Source organism: Streptomyces sp. NBC_00454, assembly GCF_041434015.1.
Lineage (GTDB): Bacteria > Actinomycetota > Actinomycetes > Streptomycetales > Streptomycetaceae > Streptomyces.
In genome coordinates, this window is record NZ_CP107907.1 from 7,948,317 (window position 1) to 7,974,811 (window position 26,495).

Annotated in this window: 26 protein-coding genes and 1 pseudogene; 16 read left to right on the forward strand and 11 right to left on the reverse strand. The window is 70.5% G+C overall.

What is annotated here, in order from left to right:
• Nucleotides 1-10: 10 nt before the first annotated feature.
• Complete coding sequence (locus OHU74_RS36275) at nucleotides 11-472, reverse strand: Crp/Fnr family transcriptional regulator (protein ID WP_371613966.1); 462 nt, start codon at nucleotides 470-472, stop codon at nucleotides 11-13.
• A 94-nt stretch (nucleotides 473-566) separates the two neighbouring features.
• Nucleotides 567-1,988 carry an MBL fold metallo-hydrolase RNA specificity domain-containing protein gene (locus tag OHU74_RS36280; RefSeq protein ID WP_371613965.1) on the reverse strand — a complete coding sequence of 474 codons (1,422 nt, stop codon included), beginning with the start codon at nucleotides 1,986-1,988 and terminating at the stop codon, nucleotides 567-569.
• Nucleotides 1,989-2,165: 177 nt separating this feature from the next.
• Here OHU74_RS36280 and OHU74_RS36285 point away from each other — a divergent pair, with 177 nt between their 5' ends.
• The 10 genes and pseudogenes from OHU74_RS36285 (at nucleotide 2,166) to OHU74_RS36330 (ending at nucleotide 10,842) form a co-directional block, all read left to right on the forward strand.
• Nucleotides 2,166-3,242, forward strand: a complete 1,077-nt coding sequence (locus tag OHU74_RS36285; RefSeq protein WP_371613964.1) for a zinc-dependent alcohol dehydrogenase family protein — start codon at nucleotides 2,166-2,168, stop codon at nucleotides 3,240-3,242.
• A 5-nt stretch (nucleotides 3,243-3,247) separates the two neighbouring features.
• Nucleotides 3,248-3,934 carry a helix-turn-helix domain-containing protein gene (locus OHU74_RS36290; protein WP_371613963.1) on the forward strand — a complete coding sequence of 229 codons (687 nt, stop codon included), beginning with the start codon at nucleotides 3,248-3,250 and terminating at the stop codon, nucleotides 3,932-3,934.
• A 243-nt stretch (nucleotides 3,935-4,177) separates the two neighbouring features.
• Entirely contained in the window at nucleotides 4,178-4,690 is a 513-nt protein-coding gene (locus OHU74_RS36295) for an HAD family hydrolase (RefSeq protein ID WP_371613962.1), read from the forward strand.
• Nucleotides 4,687-6,758, forward strand: a pseudogene (locus OHU74_RS36300) (glycoside hydrolase family 65 protein); the annotation flags it as partial. The gene OHU74_RS36295 and the pseudogene OHU74_RS36300, both read left to right, overlap by 4 nt.
• A gap of 45 nt (nucleotides 6,759-6,803) precedes the next feature.
• The gene (locus OHU74_RS36305; RefSeq protein WP_371619892.1) at nucleotides 6,804-7,085 is read left to right on the forward strand and encodes a glycosyl hydrolase family 65 protein; all 282 of its coding nucleotides are present in this window, start codon (nucleotides 6,804-6,806) and stop codon (nucleotides 7,083-7,085) included.
• 79 nt (nucleotides 7,086-7,164) lie between these two features.
• Nucleotides 7,165-7,614, forward strand: a complete 450-nt coding sequence (locus OHU74_RS36310) for a universal stress protein (protein ID WP_371613960.1) — start codon at nucleotides 7,165-7,167, stop codon at nucleotides 7,612-7,614.
• 332 nt (nucleotides 7,615-7,946) lie between these two features.
• On the forward strand, nucleotides 7,947-8,447 hold the full coding sequence (locus tag OHU74_RS36315) for a flavodoxin domain-containing protein (protein ID WP_371613959.1): 501 nt from the start codon (nucleotides 7,947-7,949) through the stop codon (nucleotides 8,445-8,447).
• Nucleotides 8,448-8,784: 337 nt separating this feature from the next.
• A complete protein-coding gene (locus OHU74_RS36320) occupies nucleotides 8,785-9,069 on the forward strand; it encodes a dsRBD fold-containing protein (RefSeq protein ID WP_371613958.1) in 285 nt (94 codons plus the stop codon).
• A gap of 37 nt (nucleotides 9,070-9,106) precedes the next feature.
• Nucleotides 9,107-10,024 (forward strand): ABC transporter ATP-binding protein, encoded by a 918-nt coding sequence (locus OHU74_RS36325; protein WP_371613957.1) that lies wholly within the window; start codon nucleotides 9,107-9,109, stop codon nucleotides 10,022-10,024.
• The gene (locus OHU74_RS36330; protein ID WP_371613956.1) at nucleotides 10,021-10,842 is read left to right on the forward strand and encodes an ABC transporter permease subunit; all 822 of its coding nucleotides are present in this window, start codon (nucleotides 10,021-10,023) and stop codon (nucleotides 10,840-10,842) included. The genes OHU74_RS36325 and OHU74_RS36330 overlap by 4 nt, the downstream gene beginning before the upstream one ends.
• A gap of 42 nt (nucleotides 10,843-10,884) precedes the next feature.
• Here the strand turns inward: OHU74_RS36330 and OHU74_RS36335 are convergent, their stop codons facing one another.
• From OHU74_RS36335 to OHU74_RS36355, 5 genes are all read right to left on the reverse strand, one after another.
• On the reverse strand, nucleotides 10,885-11,877 hold the full coding sequence (locus OHU74_RS36335) for a nitroreductase family protein (RefSeq protein ID WP_371613955.1): 993 nt from the start codon (nucleotides 11,875-11,877) through the stop codon (nucleotides 10,885-10,887).
• A gap of 24 nt (nucleotides 11,878-11,901) precedes the next feature.
• A complete protein-coding gene (locus OHU74_RS36340) occupies nucleotides 11,902-13,230 on the reverse strand; it encodes a universal stress protein (protein ID WP_371613954.1) in 1,329 nt (442 codons plus the stop codon).
• Nucleotides 13,231-13,243: 13 nt separating this feature from the next.
• Complete coding sequence (locus OHU74_RS36345) at nucleotides 13,244-13,876, reverse strand: CBS domain-containing protein (RefSeq protein ID WP_371613953.1); 633 nt, start codon at nucleotides 13,874-13,876, stop codon at nucleotides 13,244-13,246.
• A 109-nt stretch (nucleotides 13,877-13,985) separates the two neighbouring features.
• Nucleotides 13,986-14,855, reverse strand: a complete 870-nt coding sequence (locus OHU74_RS36350; protein ID WP_371613952.1) for a universal stress protein — start codon at nucleotides 14,853-14,855, stop codon at nucleotides 13,986-13,988.
• A gap of 33 nt (nucleotides 14,856-14,888) precedes the next feature.
• Nucleotides 14,889-15,557 (reverse strand): CBS domain-containing protein, encoded by a 669-nt coding sequence (locus OHU74_RS36355; protein ID WP_371613951.1) that lies wholly within the window; start codon nucleotides 15,555-15,557, stop codon nucleotides 14,889-14,891.
• Nucleotides 15,558-15,809: 252 nt separating this feature from the next.
• Between OHU74_RS36355 and OHU74_RS36360 the strand changes: the two genes are divergently transcribed.
• The 5 genes from OHU74_RS36360 to OHU74_RS36380 are packed head-to-tail and all read left to right on the forward strand — an operon-like array spanning nucleotide 15,810 to nucleotide 22,252.
• Entirely contained in the window at nucleotides 15,810-16,718 is a 909-nt protein-coding gene (locus OHU74_RS36360; RefSeq protein WP_371613950.1) for a universal stress protein, read from the forward strand.
• The gene (locus tag OHU74_RS36365) at nucleotides 16,715-17,578 is read left to right on the forward strand and encodes a universal stress protein (RefSeq protein WP_371613949.1); all 864 of its coding nucleotides are present in this window, start codon (nucleotides 16,715-16,717) and stop codon (nucleotides 17,576-17,578) included. The genes OHU74_RS36360 and OHU74_RS36365 overlap by 4 nt, the downstream gene beginning before the upstream one ends.
• 7 nt (nucleotides 17,579-17,585) lie before the next feature.
• Nucleotides 17,586-20,162 carry a cation-translocating P-type ATPase gene (locus OHU74_RS36370; RefSeq protein WP_371613948.1) on the forward strand — a complete coding sequence of 859 codons (2,577 nt, stop codon included), beginning with the start codon at nucleotides 17,586-17,588 and terminating at the stop codon, nucleotides 20,160-20,162.
• Between the two features lie 2 nt (nucleotides 20,163-20,164).
• Nucleotides 20,165-20,485, forward strand: a complete 321-nt coding sequence (locus tag OHU74_RS36375; RefSeq protein ID WP_371613985.1) for a DUF1918 domain-containing protein — start codon at nucleotides 20,165-20,167, stop codon at nucleotides 20,483-20,485.
• 36 nt (nucleotides 20,486-20,521) lie between these two features.
• Nucleotides 20,522-22,252 (forward strand): GAF domain-containing protein, encoded by a 1,731-nt coding sequence (locus OHU74_RS36380; protein WP_371613946.1) that lies wholly within the window; start codon nucleotides 20,522-20,524, stop codon nucleotides 22,250-22,252.
• Between the two features lie 16 nt (nucleotides 22,253-22,268).
• Here OHU74_RS36380 and OHU74_RS36385 read toward each other — a convergent pair whose 3' ends face one another.
• From OHU74_RS36385 to OHU74_RS36395, 3 genes are all read right to left on the reverse strand, one after another.
• Complete coding sequence (locus OHU74_RS36385) at nucleotides 22,269-22,967, reverse strand: response regulator (RefSeq protein WP_371613945.1); 699 nt, start codon at nucleotides 22,965-22,967, stop codon at nucleotides 22,269-22,271.
• Between the two features lie 93 nt (nucleotides 22,968-23,060).
• A complete protein-coding gene (locus OHU74_RS36390) occupies nucleotides 23,061-23,699 on the reverse strand; it encodes a CBS domain-containing protein (RefSeq protein WP_371613944.1) in 639 nt (212 codons plus the stop codon).
• A 26-nt stretch (nucleotides 23,700-23,725) separates the two neighbouring features.
• Nucleotides 23,726-24,190, reverse strand: coding sequence for a Crp/Fnr family transcriptional regulator (locus OHU74_RS36395; RefSeq protein WP_371613943.1), 465 nt, complete (start codon nucleotides 24,188-24,190; stop codon nucleotides 23,726-23,728).
• 221 nt (nucleotides 24,191-24,411) lie between these two features.
• On the opposite strand from OHU74_RS36395, the gene OHU74_RS36400 reads away from it, so the two are divergent.
• Nucleotides 24,412-24,651: an SHOCT domain-containing protein gene (locus OHU74_RS36400; protein ID WP_371613942.1), complete on the forward strand. Its 240-nt coding sequence runs from the start codon at nucleotides 24,412-24,414 to the stop codon at nucleotides 24,649-24,651.
• Nucleotides 24,652-24,780: 129 nt separating this feature from the next.
• Here the strand turns inward: OHU74_RS36400 and OHU74_RS36405 are convergent.
• Nucleotides 24,781-26,495, reverse strand: a 1,715-nt coding sequence (locus OHU74_RS36405) for a putative PEP-binding protein (RefSeq protein ID WP_371613941.1), incomplete at its 5' end; no start/stop codon positions are given.

Sequence of the window (26,495 nt, forward strand, 5' to 3'; positions counted from 1 at the left end):
GGCGGGGTCCTCAGCGTGCGTAGGCGAGCGGGGTGCCGCTGCCGTGAGGGGCGAACAGGTCAAGGAGCCGGGTGCGGGCCGAGCCGAGCCGGTCGGCGATGACCGCGCCCACGGCGACGGAGACGGAACGACCGACGGCCGAGTCCTCGTTGCACAGCTGGCGTACAGCCGCGGCGTCGAACTCCAGGGCGCGAACCTCGTTGGAGGCGGTGGCGCCGAGGTGCCAGGTGTAGGGAGGGAACATCCAGGACCAGCCGAGGAGCTCGCCGTAGCCGAGGGTGTCGACGACCACGTTCTTGTGGCCGGGGACGTGGGTGTCGAGGTCCACGGTGCCGCACTGGATGATCCAGAACTTCTCGGCCCGCCGGCGTTCGTTGAAGATGCGGGTGCCGGCCGGGATGGTCACCTGGTGGGAGTGGGCGAGCAGGGCTTCTGGTGCCATCGCTTCGAGGATGGTGTGCATGGTGCTCATGGAGCGCCTCCAACCCTTCGCATCCACCCTGCTCGGTGGGCCGCCGTGGCCGCGAGGGCCGCGCGGTGCATACCGCGGGGACCGTCCGGCCCGGTCAGCGGACCAGGACGGCCTCCCCGGACTTGGGTACGACGGCCGTCCAATCCAGCTCGTGGTCGATGCGGTCCCTCAGGGTTTCGGAGGCGGTCTCCTCGCCGTGGACGAGGTAGGTGGTGTGCGGGGCCGGGGCGTTGCGCAGCCAGTCGATGATCTGGTCGGCGTCGGCGTGCGCGGAGAAGTGCGGTACGTCGGCGACCTCGGCGCGTACGGGGACGTACTCGCCGAACATCTTGAGTGTGCGGGCGCCGTCGACGAGGTCGCGGGCTCGGGTGCCGGCGGCGGCGAAGCCGACGATGACCACGGCGCTGCGGGGGTCGGGCAGGAGCCGGTGGAGGTGGTGCAGGACGCGGCCGCCGGTGGCCATGCCCGCGGACGAGACGATGATCGCCGGCCCGGTGGAGTTGTTGATGTCGATCGATTCCTGGACGGTCCGGGCGGCCAGGAAGGGCTCCGGGCTGATCGCCGCCTCGCCCTGCGCGAGGATCTCAGGGCGCAGCTCGGGCGAGTGGGCCCGGACGGCGGCGCGGTAGACGTCCAGTGCGGCCAGGGCCATGGGGCTGTCGACGTAGACGGGTACGTGGCGGGGCAGGGTGCCGTCGCCGCGCAGGGTGGCCAGCTCGTGCAGGACGACCTCGGTGCGGTCGATCGCGAAGGCCGGGATGACCACGGTCCCGCCACGGGACAGCGTCCGCGTGATCACCGAGGCGAACTCGCGTCGTGCGCTCTCGTGGTCGTGGCGGCGGTTGCCGTACGTCGACTCCATCAGCAGGACGTCGGCACCGGAGAAGGGCTCGGGCGGCAGGAGGAGCGGGTGGCCGGGGCGGCCGAGGTCGCCGCTGACGGCGAGGGTGTGACCGTCTTCCAGGGTCAGGTGCGCCCACGCGGATCCGAGGATGTGACCGCCGTGGTGCAGCATCAGCTTCGTGCCGGCCATGATCTCGATCTCGCTGCCCACCGGTACCGGGTCGAAGTACTTGATCGTCTGATCGACGTCATCGTCGTCGTAGAGCGGCTTGGCGGGGCGGTGCGTGGACCAGCCGTGCTGGTTGGCGTGCTCGGCGGCTTCCATCTGGAGGCGGGCGCTGTCGCGGAGCACGATCTCGGCGAGCCGGGCGGTGTGGGCGCTGGTGAGGATGGGGCCGCGGAAGCCGTGCCGGACCAGTCGCGGCAGGTAGCCGCAGTGGTCCAGGTGGGCGTGGGTCACTACGACGGCGTGGATGTCCGAGGCGTCGCAGGGCAGCTTGTCCCAGTTGCGACGGCGCAGGTCCGCGACACCCTGGAAGAGTCCGCAGTCGACGAGGATCCGTGCGTGATCGCTCTCGACCAAGAACTTACTGCCGGTGACCGTCCGCACCCCGCCGAGGAACCTCAGTAGGGCCGGGCGGGCGGAAGCAGGAGACGGGGCTGACTGGGACATGGCAGCAGCCCTCCTTTCGGAACGGATGCCGGTCTCCACCGTCGCACCGGAACGCCCTGTCCGCTGGGGACCTACCGGCCCCGGATAGGGGCCGACCGGCCCAAGCGGGACGGAGGGGTACGGGCACAGCCTGACGGTGCCCCCCTCCCGCACAGCGCACAGAGAGAAGGCCGCGCCATGAAGGCACTCGTCTTCCACGGGCCAGGACAGACCTCCTGGCAGGACGTCCCGGACCCCTCCGTCAAGGACGCCGCCGACGCGATCGTCCGGGTCGACGCCGTCACCATCTGCGGCACTGACCTGCACATCATCAAGGGTGACGTCCCCGAAGTGACGCCCGGCCGGATCCTCGGGCACGAGGCCGTCGGGACCGTCGTCGAGGTCGGCGGCGATGTCCGCAGCGTCCGCCCCGGCGACCGCGTCCTGATCTCCTGCATCTCTGCGTGCGGACGCTGCCGTTTCTGCCGTGAAGGGCACTACGGCCAGTGCCGCGGAGGTGGCGGCTGGGTCCTGGGCCACACCATCGACGGAACGCAGGCCGAATACGTACGCGTCCCCTTCGCCGACCTCTCCGTCTACCCGCTGCCCAGCGCCCTGGCCAGCCACGACGCCGTACTGCTCGCCGACATCTTCCCGACCTCCTACGAGGTCGGCGTGCTCAACGGCAACGTGCGCCCGGGTGACACGGTCGTCGTGGTCGGCGCCGGACCCATAGGCCTGGCCGCCATCGCCACGGCGCAGCTCTACAGCCCCGGGCGGATCATCGCCGTCGACCTCGCCGCGTCCCGGCTCGCCGCCGCGCGCGACCTCGGCGCCGATGCCACCGCGAACGCGGACGAGGAGCCCGAGCGGCTGGTGGAAGACCTCACCGACGGGCTCGGGGCGGACGTGGTCATCGAGGCCGTCGGCATGCCCGAGGCCTTCGAGATGTGCACCCGCATGGTTCGCCCGGGCGGCCGGGTCGCCAACATCGGCGTGCACGGCAAGCCCGCCGTCCTCCACCTCGAAGACCTGTGGATCAAGGACGTGACCATCACCACCGGTCTCGTCGACACCCACTCCACCCCCATGCTCCTGCGCATGATGGCCGCAGGCCGACTGCCCGGGGCCGCGATGGTCACCCACCGCTTCGAGCTGGACCAGATGGAGGAGGCGTACGACGTCTTCTCCCGCGCCGGAGACACCGGCGCCCTCAAAGTCGTGCTCGGCGGACCGCAGCACGACACGGTCGCCGTACCGCCCCAGGAGCAGTGAGTGCCGTGAAGAGCACACCTAGCACCCACCCGCAGCAGTCCGGCGAGATGTCCGGACGCACCGACCTGGGCCGCCGCCTGGCGGCCCGCCGCGAAGCCCTCGGTCTGAGCCGCGAGGAACTGGGCCGGCGGTGCGGCGCCGACGCCACGTACATCGCCTACCTGGAGGAGCACGCCGCCAGCCCTGCCATCGGCACCCTCGTCCGGGTGGCCGACGCCCTCGGCCTCACCGTCGACGACCTGACCGGCGCCAACGCCCTCCGCGTCGCCGGTCGATCCACCGCCCGGCGCGACAGCACGCTCGTGCCACTGGACGAGACCGAATGCCGACGGCTGCTGAACACGCACGGCGTGGGCCGCATCGCCATCTTCACCCCAGAAGGCCCGGCCGTCCTTCCTGTCAACTACCTGATCGCAGGACCCGACATCGCCTTCCGCACCTCCGCCGAAGCCGTCACTGCCAGAGCTGCCGGAACCGAGGTCGCCTTCGAGATCGACAACATCGACGACGTGACCGCCACGGGGTGGAGCGTGCTGGCCGTGGGCGAACTGGCAGCGGTCACAGATCCGGACGAGATTCTCCACCTCAGCAGCACGGCCCGCTCTCAGCCCTGGGCCGGCGGCCCGCGTACCCACTGGATGAAGCTCACCCCCGCCCGGATCACCGGCCGTCGCGTGGTGCACGACTCATGAACGAACTACGGGCGGTCGTCTTCGACACCGACGGAGTGCTCCTCGCCACGGCGGACCGCCACGCGGCCGCCTGGAAGGAGACCTTCGACGGCTGTCTCCCCGAGTCGCAGCCATCGCAGGCCGCTGCACGACCGCGGCCGTTCGACGCAGTCCGCGAGTATCGGGATCTGGTAGACGGCAGGGCCCCGTCTCGACGGCGTACGCGCCTTCCTCGCTGCCCGGCACATCGACCTCCCGCCCGGAATGCCCGAGGATCAGCCCGGGTGCGCCACCGTCCACGCGGTCGCCGCCCGCAAGGAGCAGGCCTTCTCCGCAATGCTGCGCACCGAGGGTGTCCGCGCCTTCGAGGACGTGCGGCCCGTGCTCCAGGAACTGAAGGAGAAGGCGATCCGGTGCGCGGCCGTCTCGGCTTCGCGGCATGCCCGCTCCCTCTTGGAGTCCGCGGGGCTCATCGGCTACTTCGACGCGTTGGTGGACGGCCAGGACGCTGCCGCACTTGGTTTTCCGGGCAAGCCCGATCCTGCCCTCTTCCTCGAAGCTGCCGGCCGTCTCGGCGCGCCCCCCGCTCATACTGCCGTGGTGGAGGACGCACTAGCCGGCGTCGAGGCGGGACACCGAGGCCGGTTCCGCCTGGTGGTGGGACTCAACCGCGAGGGCGACCCGCATACGAGGGATGCCCTGCGCGTACACGGCGCCCACCTGATCCTCCCCGACCTCGGCGGACTGGCCGCCGCACTCGAAGGCGACCGCCCGTGACCAAGGCCTGGAGCTGGGAGTACCAACGCTACGACCCCAAGACCGAGCGGCTGGTCGAGTCCCTGTGCACCCTGGGCAACGGCCGCTTCGCCACGCGCGGTTCAGCACCCGAAAGCGTCGCCGATGACATCCACTACCCGGGCACCTACCTGGCCGGCTGCTACAACCGGCTCGACTCCACCGTCGGCGGACGTACGGTCTCCAACGAGGACATGGTCCGGCTGTCGGACTGGACCGCCCTGCGGTACCGCTGCCTGCCCGAGGGCGCACCACCCGGCGACTGGCTCACGCCCGACCACCCGACCCTGCGCCACAGCCACGTGACGTTGGACCTGCGCGCCGGAACGCTCACCCGCCACATGCTCTTCCACGACACCGAAGGCCGCCGCCTGGGCGTCACCCACACCCGCCTCGTCCACATGGGCGACCCGAACCTGGCCGCACAGAACACGGTGTTCAGAGCCTACGGCTGGAGCGGCAGGATCGAGATCGAGTCCGTACTCGACGGCAACGTCACCAACGCGGGAGTCGACCGCTACCGCGCCCTGGCCGGGCGGCACCTCGTCGAGCACCGGTCCGGGGTGGAGGCGGAGGGCACCGCCTGGCTCTCCTGCACTACCGCCACCTCCCGGGTACGGATCGGGCTCGCAGTCCGGACATCCGCACGACCTGTGGCACCGGTAGACCGGGTATGCACCGCCGCCACCGCCACACAGACACTCATCCTGCCGATCAAGCGGGCCGCTCCGGTCGCCGTCGTGAAGACCGCCGCCCTGTGTACTTCGCTCGACCGTCCCTCGACCGATCCGCTGCGGCGGAGCATCGACGGCGCCACACACGCCCCGGACTTTCCCTCCCTGCTGGCCTCCCTCCGGGCATCCTGGCAACGCCTTTGGAGCGAAGGAGAGTTGAGGGTGCCCGGCGAGACCGCCAAGGTACTTCGGCTGCACGCCTTTCACGTCCTGCAGACCCTCTCGCCGCACACTGCGGAGCTCGACGCCGGCGTCCCCGCCCGCGGCCTTCACGGCGAGGCGTACCGGGGGCACGTCTTCTGGGACGAGCTGTTCCTCCTGCCCTGCCTCGCCCTCCACCTCCCCGAGACCGCTCGAGCCCTGTTGACGTACCGGCACCGACGCCTCCCTGCGGCCCGGGAGTCCGCCCGCCGGGCTGGCGCGAAGGGAGCCATGTTCCCCTGGCAGAGCGGCAGTTCCGGCAGCGAGGAGACACAGCGGCTGCACCTCAATCCGCGCTCCGGCCGCTGGCTTCCGGACCACTCCCACCTCCAGCGCCACGTGGGGTCGGCCATCGCCTGGAACGTGTGGCGGTACGGGCAGGCCACCGGCGATGCCGGATTCATGCACGGCCCGGGCGCCGAACTCCTCCTGCACATAGCCCACTTCTGGGCCAACGCGGCGACGTGGGACGCGGCCTGGGCCGCTACCGGATCCGCGGCGTCGTCGGACCGGACGAGTATCACGACGCCTACCCGGATGCCGCCCATCCCGGCATCGACGACAACGCCTACACCAACGTCACCGCCGCGTGGGTACTGGCCCGCGCCCTCGACCTGTACGGGGAACTCCCGGCGGCCCGGCGCGCGGAGCTCCTCACGCAGCTCGGCATCTGCCCCGACGAGCTCACCGTCTGGGAAGACGTGTCCCGCCGCCTGTACGTGCCGTTTCATTGCGACGTGATCAGCCAGTTCCACGGCTACGGGGACCTCGCCGAGCTCGACTGGGACGGCTACCGCACCCGCTACCACGACATCCGCCGCCTGGACCGCATCCTTGAAGCCGAAGGGGACACACCCAACCGCTACCAGGCGTCCAAGCAGGCCGACACCCTCATGCTCGGCTACCTCTTCCGCCCCGCAGAGCTCGAACAACTCTTCCTTCGGCTCGGACACCGCCTCGACGACGGCCTCTGGGGCCGGACGGCGGACTACTACCTGCGCCACACCTGCCACGGCTCCACGCTGAGCAGCCTCGTCCACGGCTGGGTCCTCGCCCGCGAGCAGGGCCCGGACGCCTGGCGCTACTGCCAGGAAGCCCTACTCAGTGACGTCACCGACGTCCAGGGCGGCACCACCGGCGAAGGGATCCACCTCGGTGCCATGGGCGGCACCCTCGACCTCGTCGAGCGCGGCATCGTCGGACTCGAGCCCCACGGCGACGGCCTGCACATCGCCCCGGTGCCCCTCTCCGAAGTCCCCGGTTCCTCGTTCTCGATCTCCTACCTGGGGCACCGGGACATCCGTATCCGGTTCCGGCCCGGCCGACTCGGCATCTCCGTCCCACCGTCACCCCTGGGCCCCGTGCCCCTGGTCCTGCCCGGCAACCGGCACGAACGCATTGCCGCAGGCCAGGAGCGGTGGTTCCGGCTCCCCAAGGGCTGACACGGTAGCCGTTCCGCCTGGCGGTGCGTTCGTGATGCGCACACTGTGGATGTATCAGCCGTTTGGAAGGGTGAACGGAATGGACAGGCAGCATGAGGCTCCGCGGATCGTCGTGGGCGTCGACGGATCGCCCTCGTCCCAGGCCGCGCTGCGCTGGGCGGTCCGGTACGCAGCGCTGGTGAGCGGGCGAGTGGAGGCGGTCGCGGCATGGGACCTGCCCGGTGCCGCGTCGTGGTCGGCCCCGGCGGTCGACGCCACGTTCGACGAGGAGGAGGCCGAGCGGCGTCTGGTCGAGGAGGTCCGCACGGTCCTCGGTGAGGACGGTGCCTCCTCCGTGCACCAGCGCCTGGTGCGCGGCAATCCCGTCGACGTCCTGGTGGACGCGGCAGAGGGTGCGGACATGCTGGTCGTGGGCAGCCGCGGTCGCGGCGGCTTCCGCCGGGCCCTGCTCGGTTCGGTGAGCCAGCAGGCCGCGCTCCACGCGCCGTGCCCGATCACCATCATCCGGGCGGACGTGTCCGTCCCATAGCCCCACCTTGACGTGCCGGGCGTTCGGCCCAGCCACTCCTTCGTCTCCGCGGGCAGCCGGGCGCGCGGGCACGTCCGGGTGCCCCTGGTCGGGTCTCACTTGACCGAGGGCGCACAGGTCTACGCGGTGGTGGTAGGCCTTTCCGGACTAGCTGCGTTGACGAGCAGGTTTGCGGCGAGTGCTCATCGTGTCGGCCACGGCCCTGGTCCAGGAGGGCCGCTTCGGAGAGGACCGAATGGCCTCCGTAGGGGTCCGTCCGGCCCAAGCGGACCAGCCCGTGGCCGCGTGACAGTGGCATCAGCCCCTCACCACGCAACCAAGGAGCACCCGCCATGAGCACCAAGCGAGTCCTGGTCGCCTACGGCACCAAGCACGGAGCCACCGCCGGCATCGCCGAACAGATCGGCACGACCCTCCGGGAGGACGGTCTCGACGCCGTCGTACTGCCCGCCGACGATGTCCACGACGTCCGCGCCTACGACGCCGTCGTCCTCGGCGGAGCCCTCTACGCCGGCCACTGGAGCAGCAAGGCCAAGCACTGCGCGGAACGCAATGCCGACTCCTTGCGGCACCGCCCGGTGTGGATGTTCAGCAGCGGCCCGCTCGACCGCTCGGCCGAGGAACACGACATCCCTCCGGTCTCCGCCGTCGCCCGGGAGATGCAGCTGATCGGAGCGCGCGAGCACATGACCTTCGGCGGCAGCATTACGGCCCACACCCCGGGCTTCCTCGCCAAGGCGCTGAACCGCCAGGGCAAGGGCGGAGACTTCCGCAACCCCGAGCGCATCCAGAAGTGGGCCCACCACATCAGCGCCGAGCTCGTGGCCGCCTGAAGGGACGGCCCTGCTCCGGTACGCACCAGCACGGAGGCGTGCCATGCACCACCGGATGAAAGGGATGGGGGCAACCCGCTCAGGCGTAATGCCGACCGTACCCGGGCCCGTCTGCATCCGCCTTCGCGCTGACCTGCCGGCCGGCATCGCCGCGGTGGCCCTCGGGCGATCCGCTTGGACGGACGGCAACCGCCCCGCCGCTCACCGCGAGAACCGCCACCTTCGGATGCCGTTCTCCTCATCTCGACCCCCACCGCTGATCTGGGGAAGCGACGAGATCCGACGCTGGGCCCGACGCCGGCACCACCGCTACTCCTGATCCGATCGGAGGCACACCATGTCGCACACGACCGAATGGAAGTCCCACCTCTACCTCTTCGAGGAAGATCACGCGACCAAGGTCCGCGTCGAACTCGACACCGGAACCACCCGCCTCACGGGCCACGGCACCGCGCGCTGCAACCCCACGGACAAGGACGTGCCCGAGATCGGCGACGAGCTCGCGGCCGCCCGGGCGCTCGAAAACCTGGCGATGCAGCTCAAGCGCACCGCCTACACCGACATGGCAGCAGCGGGGACCGCACCGCGGCACGCCTCCCTCTCGGCCTACGACCTTGGGTGAGCAGGCAGGTCTCCAGCAGCAGGCTCAGACTGGACCCATGCGTGACAGGCCGGCCATCGAGCTGACCGGACTGACCAAGAGGTACGGGCCGGTGATGGGAGTCGACAGCCTGAGCCTCACAGTGCAACCGGGTGAGGTGTTCGGTTTCCTCGGGCCGAACGGTGCGGGAAAGACGACCACGCTGCGGTGCCTGATCGGGCTGCTCCGGCCGACCGAGGGGCGCGTTCGGGTGCTCGGGCTGGACCCGATCTCCGATCACAGCAGGGTGGCTCCGCATCTGGGGTACCTGCCGGGTGAGCTGCGCCTTTACCCGGAACTCTCCGGAGCGGAAACGCTCGATCTGCTGTCCGCGCTCCAGGGAGCACCCGTGCCCCGCCGCGGCGAGCTGTGCGACCGGTTGGGGCTGACGCCCGCGGTCCTCGCCCGCCCCGTCGGGGGCTACTCGCGGGGCATGAAGCAGAAGCTCGGGCTGGTGCAGGCGATGCAGCACGATCCGCATCTGGTGGTGCTCGACGAACCGACCGAGGGACTGGACCCGTTGGTCCAGGAGACGTTCTTCGCACTGCTGGGCGAGGCGGCCGCCGGCGGACGCACCGTGCTGCTCTCCAGCCACATCCTGCCGGAGGTGCAGCGCACGTGCGGGCGGGTGGCGATCATCCGGGACGGACGACTGGTCACGGTCCAGAGCGTGGCCGGCCTGCGCGAGGCCCGTGCCAGGCGGATCCGCCTGTCCTTCGCGGACGGGCAAGGAGTACGGCCACTGGGCGGCGCGGAGCGCTGGGACCCGCGCTGGCAGGGGGACCGGGTGGAGCTGCTCGTACCTCCGAGCGAAGCGGTGGGCGCGCTGCGCACCCTGCTCAGCCTGCCGGTGGCCGACGTCACGGTGGAGGAGGCCGGGCTGGACGAGGCTTTCATGGACCTGTACCGCGACGGCGCCGGGCGGGCGGAGCCGTGAGACGGCAATGGCCGCTCTTGTGGCTCGCCCTGTACCGGCGGCGCCGGATGCTGGCTGCCCTGCTCGTCGGGATGGTCGTGTTCGAGGCGCTCATCGTGGTGGTCGCCAATGCGATTCCTCCGGGGCAGCTCTTCTCCGCGGGCGGGAAGGGGCCACCCTCGGCCTACCGGGCCTTCAGCGGGTCCAGCGGCGACGTGTCGATCGCCAGCTACCCCGGGCTGCTGGGCGCCGGCCTCACGCACCCCTTCTGGATCGCCATCCAGCTCACCGCGATCGGTTCGCTCGCCGCGGCCGCCGTGGCCGCGGACGTGGAATCCGGGACGGTGGAACTCGTCATGGTGCGTCCCGTCAGCCGTACCCGGCTGCTGGCCGAGCGGACCGCCGCGCTGGTGCTCGCGGCGCTGTCCCTGAACCTTGCCGCGACCCTCACGGTCGCGGTGGGGGTGGCGCTGTCACCGGACATCCACCGGGCGGTGCCGATCGGCGGGGTGTTCGCCGCCGGGCTCATGGGCCTCGGCTTCGCCGTGTGCCTGATCGGGCCGGCGATGGCCGTGTCGGCGGCGGGACGACGGCGGGCCCAGGTGGTCGGCGCGACCATCGCGATCGGGGCCGTCGGCTTCGCCGTCAACTTCATCGCACTGGCCTGGTCGCCCGCAGCATCGCTGAGGTTTCTCAGCCCCTTCCACTACTACGCCCCGGGCGACGCCCTGGCCGAAGGCGGCGTGCTCTGGCCCCAGCTCGGGATCCTGGTCGGAGCGGGAGTGCTGGGCATCCTGCTGGCCCATCTGCTGCTCCGACGCCGGGACCTCGCGCCCTGAGCGGATGCGCCATTGAGCGTCTACGCGCCGTTCCGCCGGCTTCTACTCCCGGATTTCCATGACCTCGGACAACGGGCGGCGGGGCGTGTCGGGGCCTGCGGGGCCGTAGCCGAGACGGAAGACCATCTGCACGTGCCCCATGGCTGCCACCGGGTCACGCAGAGTCCACCGCAGCTCCGGCCATTCCAGGGGATGGGACGTCATCGAGGTGGCAAGGCCGTCAGCAGTGGCTTGCAGAAGGACGCGTTCCATCGCCTGGCCTGCGCGTAGCCAGTCGGCTCTCGCGTCCCCCTCTGTGCTGAGCAGAGCCAGCTGCGGCCGCTTCTCGAACACGGCCCAGCCGCGATCAGGTATCGGGTTGGCCCAACCGAAGTCGCGCACGGGGGTGGGGCCGCCGGAAGCCTTGGGTCCGAATGCGGCGGCAGGAATGCCGTCGCGGCGCGTGCCCGTAGCACTCTGCGTGTGGGAGGTCCAGGCCGTGGTCTCCGCCCGGGCGAGCGGATCGATCTCCTCGCGGTGTTCGGCGTCCCGTACCAGCCCGAGCACGGTGTCGATGTGCCAGGTATCCGGGACGGTGAGCCTGCAGCCCTCCAAGTGGGCCGCAGCCCACAGACCGTCCAGCAACGCCGTCGGCACCGGCTCCTCGCCGAAGGGGTACCTGCTGGTGTGCCGGCGCCGGATGGCGTCGTGCAGGGAGGCCAGCTCGCGGTCCGCGGCCGTGGTTTCGTCGATGGTCACCGTGGCGAGCAGCCACGGTTCGGCGTCGTCGGGCAGGAGCCGGACGCGAACCGGGAGACCGATCGAGGCTGCGGACACGCGGAGGTTGAACAGTGCCGCACCGCAGCCGAGGTGGAGGCTGCGGTGATCCGGGTCGGTCCGAAGCATGGCGCGATCCGGATCGCCGTACAGGGCCAGCGCACTGCTGCCGACATGGAACACGAACTTCCATGGCTGGGCGTTGTGCATGGACGGGGCGGTGACGGCGTCGCCGACGAGCAGCATGACGGTGTCGGGGTCGAAGTATGTTGCGGTCACGGGACTGTTCCTGTCTGTGCGGCCTCAGTCGTGCGCCACGACGGCGACCGGTGAGGTGGCGTGGTGCATCACCGCGTGGGTGATGGGGCCGATGCGGGCGCCGAGTGCCGGGCGACGGATACGCCGGCCAACCACGACGAGGGCCGCGCCAGGCGCAGCGTCCAGGATCTGGATGGCGGGCTGGCCGATGACGATGCGTGCATCGACGGAGAGTCGCGGATACTTCCGCTCCCACGGACTCAGCAGCTCGTGGAGCGTGGTCTCGAGTCCGCCGGCCATTTCCTTCTCGACGCCGAGGTCGAGGGCGGGAGCGTAGGAGAAGACCGGCGGGAGCGACCAGCCGTGTACGACGACGAGCGGGCAGGCCCGCCGGTCCGCTTCCTCGCAGGCAAAGGCGAGGAGCCGGTCGCAGTTGCTGCGCAGGTCCACGCCGAGCACCACCGGTCCGGCATCGTCCGCGTGCCCGGTCGGTTGGTCTCGGCCGTCGACGGAGCGCACGAGGACGACGGGTGTGTCGGTCTCGGGAAGGGTCGCCGAGGCGGTCGAGCCCACGATGAACCCGGCGACGGCGCCGAGTCCACGAGAGCCCAGGACGAGCAGGTCCGCATCTTCCGCAGACGCGGCGAGGACCTTGGAGGCCGCGAGTCCATTCGTGCTGTGGGTGCTGATGTCGAGCGTGCTGTGTTCGCGCAGCAGCCGGTCCCGCGTGCGCGAAAGGAGGTCTTCTGCCCACTGAGGACGCGGTTCGGGAAGTGGCGCGGCAAAGGGTCCGTACTGGGCCCAGTCCTCCGCGTGGACGAGTTCCAGAGCTGCACCGCGCAGTTCGGCTTCGTTGGCGGCCCAGTCGGCTGCGGCGCTGCCGGCGCTCGATCCGTCCAGACCCACCGTGATCCGGTTCGACATGATGTTCCTCCTGGGTCGGATGGTTGCTGCTTCCAGGCTCTTCCGCTTGCGGGGCCTCTGGGAGGGACCGAGCGGCCCAACCGGGGACCGACCGGCCCTGCCCCGTTCTACTGCGGCGCAGGTGAGTCTGTTGTCGACGTCGACGACCGGCAGCCGCTTGACCCGGTGCCGCTGCATGACCCGGGCCGCGCGGACCACGCTCCACTCGGGTCGGGCTGTGACGGCCGGGCTGGTCATCAGCTCCTCGGCTGTTGCGGCACCACCGGCGGGCCGCCGGCGGAGAAGGTCGGCTTCGGATACGACGCCGACCGGGTGCCCGGTTTCGTCGACGACGGGCATGGCGGTGATGTCGAACTCCTTCAGGAGCCGAGCGATCTCCTTGAACGTGGTCGTGCGCCGGACGGTGACGGCGGTGTGCGTCATCAGGTCCGCGACACTGCGGTGCCTCATGGCGGTGGTGCCTTCAGGCGGAGACGGGGGCGGTGAAGTCCGCCTTGACGTCGACGACGCCCGGTACGGTACTGGCAGCGCGGACGACGATGTCTTCCATCGCGGGGTCCGGCAGCGAACCGTTGAGGTAGGCGATGCCGTCGGCGACGTGGACGTGTACCTCGACGGGACCGTGCACGTGGACGTGCCTTTCGGCGGGAACTTGCGGCGGTAGCTGATACATGATCAGTTCGCGGATCTCGGCGCCGATGTCCTCGTCCGGGCGCAGGAAGACCTTGAGCAGGTCGCCGCGGCTGACGACGCCGACGAGTCGGCCGTCGTCGTCGACAACGGGAAGGCGCTTGAGGTGCCTGCGGGCCATCAGACGCGCCGCGGTGGGGATGGTGGCGTCCTTCGTGACGGTCACGGCCGGGCGGGTCGTCAGCTGCTCGGCGGCGGTGTCGTGGGTCGTGTCGGTGCCTTGGGTCTTGAGCAGCAGGTCGGCTTCGGAGACGACGCCGGCCACCTGTCCGTCCTGGGCCAGGACGGGGAGCGCGCTGATGTTCCACATCCGCAGTTCTTCCACGATGTCCTTGAACGCGGTTCTTCGGTCGACGGAGATCACGGCGTGTGTCATGACGTCCTCGACGGTGCGCAGGTGCTTCATGGTCTTCCTCCTCAGTGGGACGGCCGTGCTCATGATGGTGTGAGGGGCGACCGTCCCTGGGTAGGGCTGTCCGGGGCTTTGAGGTGGTCTGGCCACCAGTACCGCTCCTTCAGTCGTGGGCGATGACGGCTACGGGGGCTGCTGCGTGGTGCAGGACCGCGTGGGCGACCGAGCCCAGGTGCGCCCCGAGGGCGGAGCGGCGAAGATGGCGCCCCACGACGACGAGTCCCGCTCCTTGCGAGGCCCGAACGAGATGCTCGCCCGCGGATCCCATGAACACGTTGTGGCTGACATTCACGTCGGGGAACTTGCGCTGCCAGGGCAGCAGCATGTCGTCCACCATGTGTGTGACGCTCCTGCCGATGTCCCGTTCGTTGTCCGGGTCGAAGAAGGGGACGTAACTGTAGGCGGCCGGCATCTTCCAGCCGTGCACGGCCCGCAGCGGGCAGTCGCGCCGGGCCGCCTCCTCGAAGGCGAAGGTGAGTACCCGGTCGCACGCTTCATGGATGTCGACACCCACGACGATCTCAGCGCCGGAGCCGGTGCCCGGGCCGTCGGGGTCGTCGGTGACGCGAACGAGGACGACCGGGGTGTCGGTCGCGACCACGGTGGACATCGCCACCGAGCCGACGACGAAACCGACCAGGCCGCCCAGACCGCGCGATCCCAGGACCAGCAGGCCGGCGTCGGCGGCCTCGGCCGCGAGAGCGGCTGCCGGCCGTGCCGTCAGGCAGCGGGTCGTGATCTCCAGGTGCGGGTGGCGCCCGTGCAGCTCCGTCGCGGCCTCGGCCAGAGCCTGGTCCGCCCAGCGGTCCACGTCCTGGCGGCCCAGTCCGGGGAACATCGGGTCCAGGGGCCAGTCGACGGCGTGCACGAGGCGGAGCGGCACCTGCCGCAGGACGGCCTCGTGCGCGGCCCAGCGTGCTGCTGCCCGGCTCTCAGGGGAGCCGTCGACTCCGACGGTCACGTGGTTCTTCATGGCTTCGATTCCCTTCGTACGGTCCGGCGCTCATCACCACGGCATGGCGTGCCGGGCACGGTCCGCGTGCATGCCTGCCGTGTCGTCGGTTCGGGCGGTGATGCGTGATGCCACGGCGACGACCCCGTCGAGTTGTTCGACGAGGCCGAGAAGCGCAGGGAGCTGACTCCTACGCTCGACACGGCCCTCCAAAGTGACGATGCCGTCGACCACATGGACGTCGACGTCACCGGCCGGCACACCGAGCACCTCCGTGAGGACCTCGTCGGTGATACGCCGGCGCATCTCGGAGTCCGGGCGCAGGAACAGGCGGAGCAGGTCCCGGCGGGTGACGATGCCGACGAGCCGGTCCTCCACGTCCACGACGGGGAGGCGTTCGATGCCGCGACGGGTCATCAGCCGGGCGGCGTCAGCCACTGTCTCTTCGGCGTGAACGGTGACCGCCGGCGCGGACATGACCTCGCCCGCGGTGGGCGGACCAGGCGCCGGGGGGCTCTGCTCAGAGGGATGGGAGCCCGACACCGTGTGGGCCAGCAGGTCGGTCTGCGAGACGACGCCCACCACGCGGTCCTCGTCGTCCAGGACAGGGACTCCCGAGATGTCGTACTGGGCGAGGAGCTTCGCGACGTCCTTGAAACCGGTGCCCGGGGCCACGGACACGACCTCGTCGGTCATCAGGTTCGCCACCTTGAGATGTTTCATGAGGCCCTCCTGCTCCGCCGTGTCACGCGAGGCTGGTGTCCGGTGTGGGGTGTGTCCCCACCATCCGTCGAAGGCCGCCGGCGATCGAGGGCCGAACGGTCCCGTCCGGGGGGCCGCAAGGGCCCGAGGTCTCCGGTCGACGACGATGGGGACCTTTGGTCCCGTCTGCGGTCCCGGGCGGCCCTCTTGCCGAAACGGCGGCGGTGCCACCGTGGGTGGTGTCCCTCATCGGCTTCTCGGTTGGGAGGAATCGTGGAAAGCACATTCCGCACCCCGGACACCAGCTCGGTCACCGTCGGCGTGGACGGCTCACAGTCGGCGCGCGTCGCTGCCCTGTGGGCGGCCAAGGAGGCCGCACGCCGTGACCGCCCCCTCCACATCGTCTACGGCTCCGACACCGACGGCAGGGCCTTGTACGTGTCGGCGGAGACCATCGACCGTATCCGTGTCAACGGCCGGGCCATCCTTGACGAGACGGCGAAGGCCGTGTCGGCCGAGTACCCCGGGTTGAACGTGACCACCGAGTTCAGCCGCGCGAGCGCCGTCGACAGCCTTCACCGGGCCGGCGGGCTCCACGGCACGGTCGTGGTGGGCAACCGCGGGCTGGGCGGTTTCAACTCCCTCATGCTCGGCTCGGTCGGGCTGGGCACCGCGGCCATCGCCATGACGCCCGTCATCGTCGTCCGGGGCATCGACGGGGCCGAGGAGACCGGCACGGTCCTCGCGGCGATCCGCGATGAGCACGACCTCCTGATCGCCCGGTACGCCGCCCGGGAAGCCGAGCTGCACAAGGCCTCCCTGCGGCTCCTGCACGTGTGGAACGTGCTCCAGTCCGTAGGTGAGGTGGTCAGCATGCTCGACGGCGTCGACGAGATCGCCGGCGGCCGTGCAGAGACCCTTCGGGCCGTCACGGACGTGGTCCGCGGCGAGTTCCCCGACCTGGAGGTGCAGGCCGATGCGGAGAAGAGCATCTCCGTGGCCGGTGTCCTGGTCGAGGCGTCCCGGCACGCCGACCTGCTCGTCATGGGCGGCCGCCGGATCCCAGGGCCCCTCGGACTCGCCCCCAGCCTGGGCAAGGCCACGCACAGCCTGCTGCACCACGCCCACTGCCCCGTCCTCCTCATCCCCCGGACCGGCAGCGACTTCGGGAGCCGGTCATGACCATCCACCTGACAGGAAGCCATGGCATCGTCGTGGGCATCGACCCGGACAGGGACTGGCACCTTTCCCTGGCCTGGGCCGCCGACGAGGCACAACGGCGCCGGCTCCCGCTACGCCTGGTGCTCGCGGTACCGCCCCAGCACGACACCCATCACGTCGACGACACCCCCGGTCAGACGGCCCTGCGGCAGGCCGCATCCGACAGGCTCGGCCAAGCGTGCAACTGGGTGCGTGACCGCCACCCCGAGGTGGCCGTCACCGGCGATCTGCTCGGCGGCTTCCCCGTCCCCGTCCTGGGCGGCGCGGCGCGAGAAGCCCGCATGATCGTCCTCGGCTCCCGGCACCTGAGCCGCACCGCCGAGTTCTTCAGCGCCGGCTCGCTCGTGGTCCCCGTCACTGCCCAGGCCCATTGCCCGGTCGTCGTCGTGGGCGACGCCGAACACATCAGCCAGCAGCCGCCCTACGTCGTCGCCGGTATCGACGGCAGCGCGTCCGCCACTGCCGCGCTGGACTTCGCCTTCGACGAGGCCGACCTCCGGGGGGCGGCGCTGCGGGTCGTCTGCGTATGGCAGCCGCCGCTCATCATGCTGAACGACGAAGAGGTGGCACTGCACGCCCAGCGCACCCTGCTCTCCGAGGCCACCGCCGGCCTGTCGGACAAGTACCCGGACGTGCACGTGACGCACGAAGTCCTCGCCGGCCACCCCGTCGAGGAACTCGCCCGGGCCGCCGAGCACGCCCTGGCCGTCGTCGTGGGCCGCCGCGGCCGCGGCGGATACACCGGCATGCGCATCGGATCCGTCGTCCACGGCCTCCTGCACCGCGCGCACTGCCCCGTGATCACCGTCCCCACTGGCTGAGCCCGCCATGACCAGCCGCGCGATCGAAACGCCGTCCGTCGCCTCCTCGGCCCCGACAGGGCTGACACGGGCCGAGGCCGAACGCCGGCTGGCCCGCTACGGACGCAACGAGGTGGCACCTCCGCGACCCACACCCCTCCGCCGCCGGGTACTGGCGCAGCTGCGTGATCCGCTGATCATGGTGCTGCTCGGTGCCGCACTCCTGACCATCGCGATCGGCGACCACCCGGACGCCGTCGTCATCGGCCTGGTGGTCGTCTTCAACACGACCGTGGGAGTGGCCCAGGAGGTCCGGGCGGACCGCGCGGTCGCCGCGCTCTCCGCTCTCTCTGCCCCGCACGCCCGGGTGCTGCGCGACGGCGCCGCCTACGAAGTGCCGGCAGCGCTCGTGGTACTGGGTGACAGCCTGCTGTTGGGCGAGGGTGACATCGTCGCCGCGGACGCCGATCTCACCGAGGCATCCGCTCTCCTGATGGACGAGTCGATGCTCACCGGCGAATCGGAACCCGTCGCCAAATCCACGGGTGACGTGGTCAGCGCCGGCACCGTCGTGGTGCGCGGGCGAGGTGTGGCGACGGCCACGGCCACTGGATCCGCCAGCGCCCTCGGCCGGATCGCAGCCCTCCTGGACGGGGACCACGAGCCGACACCGCTCCAGCGCCGCCTCGCCTCCCTCGGCCGCGTCCTTGCCGCCGTCACCCTCGCCCTGTGCGTGCTGTTCTTCGCCCTGGGCCTCCTACGCGGCCTCGGCGTGAGCACGATGGCGGTCACCGCCATCAGCCTGGCCGTCGCCGCGGTGCCCGAGTCCCTGCCCGCCGTGGTCACCCTCGCCCTCGCCCTCGGAGCCCGCCGCATGGCGGCCCGCGGCGCCCTGGTCCGGCGCCTGCCGGCCGTGGAGACACTGGGCTCGGTGAGCGTGCTGGCCACGGACAAGACCGGCACCCTCACCGAGGGCCGCATGGTCGTCCAGCGCCTGTGGACGCCGTCCGGAGCCGCGGACGTGTCCGGCAGCGGATACGAACCCCAAGGAGACCTGACCCGGGCCGGACGCTCCCTGACGCCCGAGCAACTCCGCCCACTGCAGGAACTGCTCACCACGGCAGCCCTGTGCAACGACGCAAGCCTGAAACCACCCCAGAGCGGCTCCGCAGCATGGACGGCCGTGGGCGACCCCATGGAGGCCGCACTGCTGGCAGCCGCTGCCAAGGCAGGCTGCCCCGACCCCGCCGAGCTGCACCGGGACTGCCCCCGGATCGGAGAAGCACCGTTCGACAGTTCGCGTAAGCGGATGACCACCCTGCACCACCTGCCCGACGGCAACGTCCTGGTCTGCCTCAAGGGGGCGCCGGAGAGCGTCCTGGCTCCCATGGTGCTCGCCGAGCCGCCCGAGGTCCTGGACCAGGCTCGCCTGCAAGCTGCCCAGCTGGCCGCGCACGGATTCAGGGTCCTGGCGGTGGCAGGCGCCGAACGGCTCCAGTGGAGTCTGCCCGCCGCCGAGGCGGAAGAGGGACTGAGCCTTCTCGGCCTGATCGCCATCAGCGATCCGCCGAAAGCGACCGCCGCCACCACTCTGGCGGCCTGCCGCGCTGCCGGCATCACCCCGGTCATGATCACCGGCGACCACCCCGCGACGGCTCACGCCATCGCCGTACGCATCGGCCTCGTCGAGGACGGTCCAGCCGATTCCGTCGTCACCGGACCCGAGCTTGCCGCAGCACCGGACACCGACCTCACCGCGGTACGCGTCTTCGCCCGGACCGATCCGCAGCAGAAGCTGGACATCGTCCACGCCTGGAGGGCCCGCGGCGCAGTGACCGCCATGACCGGGGACGGCGTCAACGACGGCCCCGCCCTCCGCCAGGCCGACATCGGCGTCGCCATGGGCGCCCGCGGCACCGAGGTGGCCCGCCAGGCCGCCGACCTCGTCCTCACGGACGACGAGCTGTCCACCGTGGTCACGGCCGTCGAGGAAGGCCGCCGCGTCTACGACAACATCCGACGCTTCCTCGTCTACGCGATGGCCGGTGGGGCCGCCGAGATCCTCGTGATGCTGGCAGGTCCCCTACTCGGCCTGGCCCTCCCGCTTCGGGCGGGCCAGATCCTGTGGATCAACCTCCTCACACACGGTCTGACCGGCGTGGCCATGGGTGCCGAACCGGCCTCACCAGAGGCCATGCGGCGCCCGCCCCGGCCGCCCGGACAGCACATCCTGGCCGCAGGCGTGTGGCAACGCCTCCTCATCCTCGCTGCGGCCGTGACGGCTTTCAGCTTGATCGCCGGCATCGGCGCGCGCTCCATGGGCCTGCCCTGGCAGAGCGTGCTCTTCCTGTCCCTGCTCGGAGCCCAGCTGGGCGTGGCCCTGGGACTGAGGGCCCGGCTGCTCACCACCCAGAACCTCTCCCTCCCCGCCGCCGTGGCGGCCTCCGCCCTCCTTGCGATGGCTGCCCTGCACCTTCCCGCTCTGCAGTCGCTGCTGGACACCCAGCCGGTGGGCTGGGCCGGCATAGGGCTCGCCGCCTCGGCAGCCCTCGCGGCGTTCGTCGCCGCCCGGCTCCTGCGGGGCGCATTCCACAGAAAGGCATGATCATGAACGCGCATCCGCTTGCCCACGGAGACGGGATCCACGCCGAGGTCGGCGACCAGATCATCGTGGGCGGCCCCACCGTCGGAACGACAGGCCGTGACGGCGAAGTCATCGCCCTGCACCACGAGGACGGCACCCCGCCGTACGACGTGCGCTGGTCCGACACCGGCCGTACCACCGTGATCTTCCCGGACCGGACGCCCACGTCCGCCAGCTGCACGACGAAACCGGTACGCCGCGACACGAGGAGGAGCCGGAAGGGGCAGTGGCATCCCGTTGAGTGGAAAGGCCGGGCGCCCCGACCGGAGATACCGTGGAAGTGATGGCCGTCTCGCCATCCCTTCCTGCCGGAGGCGGGCATGAGCACAGGGGAACAGCCCACCCGGAGCGGTGTTCCTCGTCTGCGGCTCGACGAACTGCTGGATGAACTCCAGGTACGGATCGACGAGGTCAGAGGCACGCGGGACCGGCTGAACGGTCTACTCGAAGCCGTCATGTCCGTGGGCCGGGAACTCGACTTGCCGCAGGTCCTGCAAGGCATCGTCGAGGCCGCCGTAGTGCTCGTGGACGCCGAATACGGGGCCCTCGGAGTCATCGGGAACGACAAGAAACTGGCCGAGTTCCTTCCCGTCGGCATCAGCGACGCCCTCCGCGCACAGATCGGAGACCTGCCCTCCGGCCACGGCATCCTCGGCGAGCTGATCCGCCACCCCGAACCACTGCGGCTGTCGGAGCTGTCCGAGCACCCGGCCTCGTACGGGTTCCCCGACCACCACCCGCCGATGCACTCGTTCCTCGGTGTCCCGATCCGGGTCCGCGAGGCGGTCTTCGGCAACCTCTACCTGACCGAGAAGCGCGGCGGAGCCGACTTCGACGCCGAGGACGAAGCGGTCCTGTCCACCCTCGCCGTCGCGGCCGGCATCGCCATCGAGAACGCCCGGCTCTTCGAGGAGGTCCGGCTGCGCGAGCGCTGGCTGGAGGCCAGCTCCGACATCACCAGCGCCCTGCTCTCCGGAGCGCCCGAGAACGAAGTCCTCGAGGGCATGCTGGAGCAGGCCAAGGACATCACCCGCGCCGACATGGGCGTCTTCTACCTGCTCGGCTCCGCCGGTGAACTGCGAGGCTCCCTCGCCCTCGGGGAAGGAGCAGAGGCACACCGCGGGATCGTCCTGCCCAGTACCCAGGGAACCCTCGCCGAGGCCGCACTGGCCCACAACGGCCTCATCACGGTCCCCGACGTGGCGACCGACGAGCACGTCACCGTGCACCCCGAGCGGTGGACGGGCTTCGGCCCGGCGGTCGCCGTCACCGTCGGCACCAAGGAAAGCCTGAGCGGCGTCCTGATGCTGGCCCGGCGGCACGGACGCCCCGTGTTCGCCACCACGGAAGTCGCCCCACTTCCGGGGTTTGCGAGCCAGGCCGCCCTCGCCCTGGAGCTCGCCGACCGGCGCCGTGACACCGAGCAGATGAGCCTCCTGGAGGACCACGACCGCATCGCCCGCGACCTGCACGACCTGGCCATCCAGCGCCTCTTCGCCACCGGCATGACCCTCCAGAGCGCCCAGCGGTTCATTGACCACTCCCAGGCATCGGAACGCATCGCGCGCGCCGTGGACGACCTCGACGCCACCATCAAGATCATCCGATCGACCATCTTCGGACTCCGCGAGCACGAAACCCCCGGTGAGGCCTCCAAGCTGCGCTCCCGCGCCGTCAAGGCCCTGGACGGGGCGGCCGCAGCCCTCGGCTTCGCCCCTGCCCTGCGGATGGAAGGACTGATCGACACCGACGTACCGTCCGCCGTCGCCGACGAGGTCATCGCCGTGGTGGGGGAAGCTCTCACCAACGTCGCCCGCCATGCCGGGGCCACGCGGGTGGAGGTCTCGATCGCCGCGGGCGACGGGAAGCTGACGATCACGGTGACCGACAATGGAGTGGGCTTGCCCGCCGGCGGTCGGCGCAGCGGACTGCGGAACCTGGCGGAGCGTGCCGAAAGGCTCAGCGGCCAGATGGAGATTGCCGCGCCGGGAAACGGGGAGCGGGGCACTCGCCTGGAGTGGGAGGTACCTCTGGTCCCGCCGGCTCGGTGACCTCTACCAGACGTTCCTACCGCTTCACCGTTCCGGCCTCGTGCTCGTGGACCTGGGCGGCGATCACAGCCGCCTGGACCCGCCGCTCCACGCCGAGCTTGCCCAGCAACCGCGAGATGTGGTTCTTGACCGTCTTCTCGGACAAGTAGAGCTGCTTGGCGATCTGCCGGTTGGTGAGGCCCTCGCCGATGAGCTCCAGCACAGCCCGCTCCCGTTCGGACAGAGCTGCCAGGCGAGCGTCCTCCGGTGTCTTCGCCGGTTCCGGGTCACGCAGGGAGTGCATCAGGCGGGCGGTGGTCGCGGGGTCCAGCATGGACTGGCCGGTGGCGACCGTGCGTACGGCCGAGACCAGGTCAGCACCCTTGATCTGCTTCAGCACGTACCCGGCGGCCCCCGCCATGATCGCGTCCAGCAAGGCGTCCTCGTCGTCGAACGAGGTCAGCATCAGACAGGCCAGCCCCGGCATGCGCGAGCGCAGCTCGCGGCAGACGGTGATGCCGTCGCTGTCGGGCAGCCTCACATCGAGTACGGCGACATCCGGACGGAGCGCCGGCCCGCGGGTCAGCGCCTGCTCGGCCGTACCGGCTTCACCCACGACGGTGATGTCCGGCTCTGCATCCAGAAGGTCGCGCAGCCCACGCCGGACCACCTCGTGGTCATCGAGGAGGAACACCTTGATCGGCGCCTCTGCGGAGGCGTTCGGATCCTCGGACATGATCGCCCCTGGCTCGGTCCACGTGCTGTGCCTTTCCATCCGAATTGTCTCAGGAAGACGCGCAAGGCACCCTGTGGCCGACGAGAACCGGAGCTAGGCAGCGATGGTGCCGTCCAGCTCCATCCGGACGTCCACGACACCCTCGACCGCGCGGATCGCCCGTGCGAGCAGGGGGACCAAAACCCGGTCCCGCAGTGGGCCGCGAAGGGTGACGACGCCGTCCTGTACGGCGAAGTCCAAGGTCACACCGGGTGCCAGTTCGGTGAGCACGGCCTGGCGGATCTCCTCCTCGAGCTCCTCGTCTGGCCGCAGGAACACCTTGAGGAGGTCGCTGCGGCTGACCACGCCTTCCAGCATGCCGAGCACGTTCACGACGGGCAGGCGCTTGACGTGCTTGCGGGCCATGATCCGGGCGGCTTCGGTGACGGGCGCGTCGGGGTGGACGGTGATCGCCGGGCTCGACATGAGCTCCTCGGCCAGCACCGCGCCGGCCTTCGACGCTTCCTCCAGCTGCTCGGGCAGTGCGGGGTCCGTACGCCGGAACTCTTCCTTCGGCAGCAGGTCCGCCTCGGAGACCACGCCGACGACCCGGCCTTCGCCTTCCAGGACGGGGACCGCGCTGACCTTCCACTGGTGCATCAGCTCGACGATCTCCTTGTAGGACGCCCCACGGCCGATGGCGATGGCGGTGTGCGTCATGACGTCACTGACGGTGTAGCGGGATGCGGGCATGACCGGCTCCTTCGGCATACGGACGATCAGAGGAAGCTGCCGCTGCCGTAAGGCGCGTACAGGTCGAGAAGGCACACGCGGGCGGCCTGCAGCCGGTTGGCCAGGACCTGCCCGATCCAATGGCCCAGGGCAGAGCCGAAGGCGGTGTCGTCGTCCATCAGCGTCCGTACGCGCGCCGCGTCGAACTCGTACGCGCGGACGGGCGTCATCGCCTCGGCGCCAAGGCGCCAGGAGTAGGGCTTGAAGAGCCACGAGCAGCCGACCAGCTGACCGGCACCGAGGCTATCGATGACGGCGGCGCGCCGCCCGGGCACGTGGACGTCCAAGGTCACGGTGCCGGACCGGACGATCCAGAACCGGTCGGCGTGACCGCCCTCGCTGAAGAGACGCGTCCCCTCGGCGAAGTTGACCTCTTGGGCCAGTTCCATCAGACGGGAACGGCAGTCGGCGGGCAGCGCCTCGGAGATACGTGTGGGTGACGGGGTGGTCATGAACGGCCTCCTGTTCGAGTCCGTCTTCAGTCTTGGTGGTCCCGCCAGTCCCGACATGGGCCCTGTGGCCCCGACTGTGGGCCGACCGGCCCATGCCGGGGCTCGGTGCAGCCGGAGATCCTGGCAGCAGATGGCCGGCTCCCGACCGTCGACCCCGTCCACCTGGTAGGTGCGCAATGTACTGGAATGGCCATGGCATGGGGGCCTGGGGATGGTTCGCCATGTCCCTCACCACACTGATCATCTGGACCCTGATCGTCGCCGCGGCCATCCTCGTGGTCCGCGCCCTCAGGCGGGACGGTGCGGACGGGCACACAGTGCCCGCGCCGCACCCAACCCCCGACAAGGGGGCCGAGAAGCTTCTCGCGGAGCGATTCGCCAGAGGCGAGATCGACGACGAGGAATACCGCCGGCGGCTCGCGGTACTGCGAGCCCATATCCCTGGGCCGACGTCCCTTTGAGCAAGCCCGACCTGGTCACCGTCTTCCGCCTGTGTGAGAGCAGCGCGTAGCGGACGGCCCACTCGCGCGCTTCACCTCCTTGGAGCCCTCCGCCCGCTCGCACCGGCCCCGGCGGGGTCGGTGAGCGTGTCACTTCGTCGCGTCCGCAGACCGTGCCGACAGGGCTGCACGGCCGGCCTCCAGGCGGGCGACGGGGACGCGGAACGGGGAGCAGGAGACGTAGTCGAGTCCGGCCCCGTGGAAGAAGTGCACGGAGGTGGGGTCACCGCCGTGTTCCCCGCACACGCCGATCTTGAGGTCGGGTCGGGCCGCACGACCTTCACGGACCGCGATCTCCACCAGGCGTCCGACTCCTTCCCGGTCGATCGTCTCGAACGGGGAGGTCTCGAAGATTCCCTTGTCGAGGTAGGCGGAGAAGAACTCCGCCTCGACGTCGTCGCGGGAGAAGCCCCATGTGGTCTGCGTCAGGTCGTTCGTTCCGAAGGAGAAGAACTCCGCCTGGCTCGCGATACGGCCGGCGGTCAGGGCTGCCCTGGGCAGCTCGATCATGGTTCCGATCGGGCAGGTCACCGGGACTCCCGTCTCGCGCGCGACCGTGGACAGCACCTCCTCCACTTCTTGCCTCACGAGGTGGAGTTCCTCGACCGCGCCCACGAGCGGGACCATGATCTCGGCACGCGGATCACCTCCCGCCCGCTTGCGGGCAACGACGGCCTCTGCAATGGCACGGACCTGCATGGCCACCAGGCCCCGTTTCACGAGACCCAGTCGGACGCCCCGCAGGCCGAGCATCGGGTTCTCCTCGTGCATGCGCGTGACTGCGGCCAACAGCTCGGTGTCGTGAGGATCCTGTGTCCGGCCCAATGCTTCGTCCCGGGCAAGGCGTACGGCCAGGTCCGTCCGGTCGGGCAGGAACTCGTGCAGAGGCGGGTCGAGCAGCCGGATGGTCACGGGCAAGCCGTCCATGGCGGCGAGGATTCCGGTGAAGTCCTCGCGCTGCAAGGGCAGGAGTGCGGCCAGCGCGACCTCGCGGTCGTTCTCCGTGGGCGCGAGGATCATGGCTTCCACCAGTTGACGGCGGTCCCCGAGGAACATGTGCTCCGTACGGCACAGTCCGATGCCCTCTGCGCCGAACCGGCGTGCTCGGGCCGCGTCCTGCGGTGTGTCGGCGTTCGCCCGTACCCCCAGGCGTCGGGTGGCATCGGCGTGCTCCATGAGGCGGTGCACCTCGGGTACGCCCTCCTGCGCGGTGGCGTCCGGCGCGGGTGAGCCCGCCTCGAAGTAGCGCATGACCGCGGAGTCGACCAGTGGTACCGCGCCGAGGCGGACGAGGCCTTCGAAGCCGTCCACGGAGATGGTCTCGCCCTCGGAGACGACGACATCGCCGACGGAGAAGCGGCGTTCCCCCAGATCGATGGAGAGCGCGTCGGCCCCGCAGACGCAGACCTTGCCCATACCGCGCGCCACCACCGCCGCATGGCTGGTCTTGCCGCCCCGGCTCGTGAGCACCGCCTGAGCGGCGACCATGCCCGGGAGGTCGTCGGGCGTGGTCTCCTGCCGTACCAGCACGACTTCCTCTCCGGCGGCGGCCCGCCGAACCGCCTCCCCGGAGTCGAAGACGACCACGCCCACGGCCGCACCCGGCGAGGCCGGGATACCGCGTGTGAGCACGGGAGCCGCGACACCTGCGTCGAACCGGGGGAACATCAGCCGCGCCAGCATGTCGCCGTCGACACGGGCCAGCGCTTCATCAGTGGAGATGAGGCCCTCGTCGGCCAGTTGCGAGGCGATGCTGAAGGCCGCCTGCGCGGTGCGCTTCCCGACACGGGTCTGCAGCATCCACA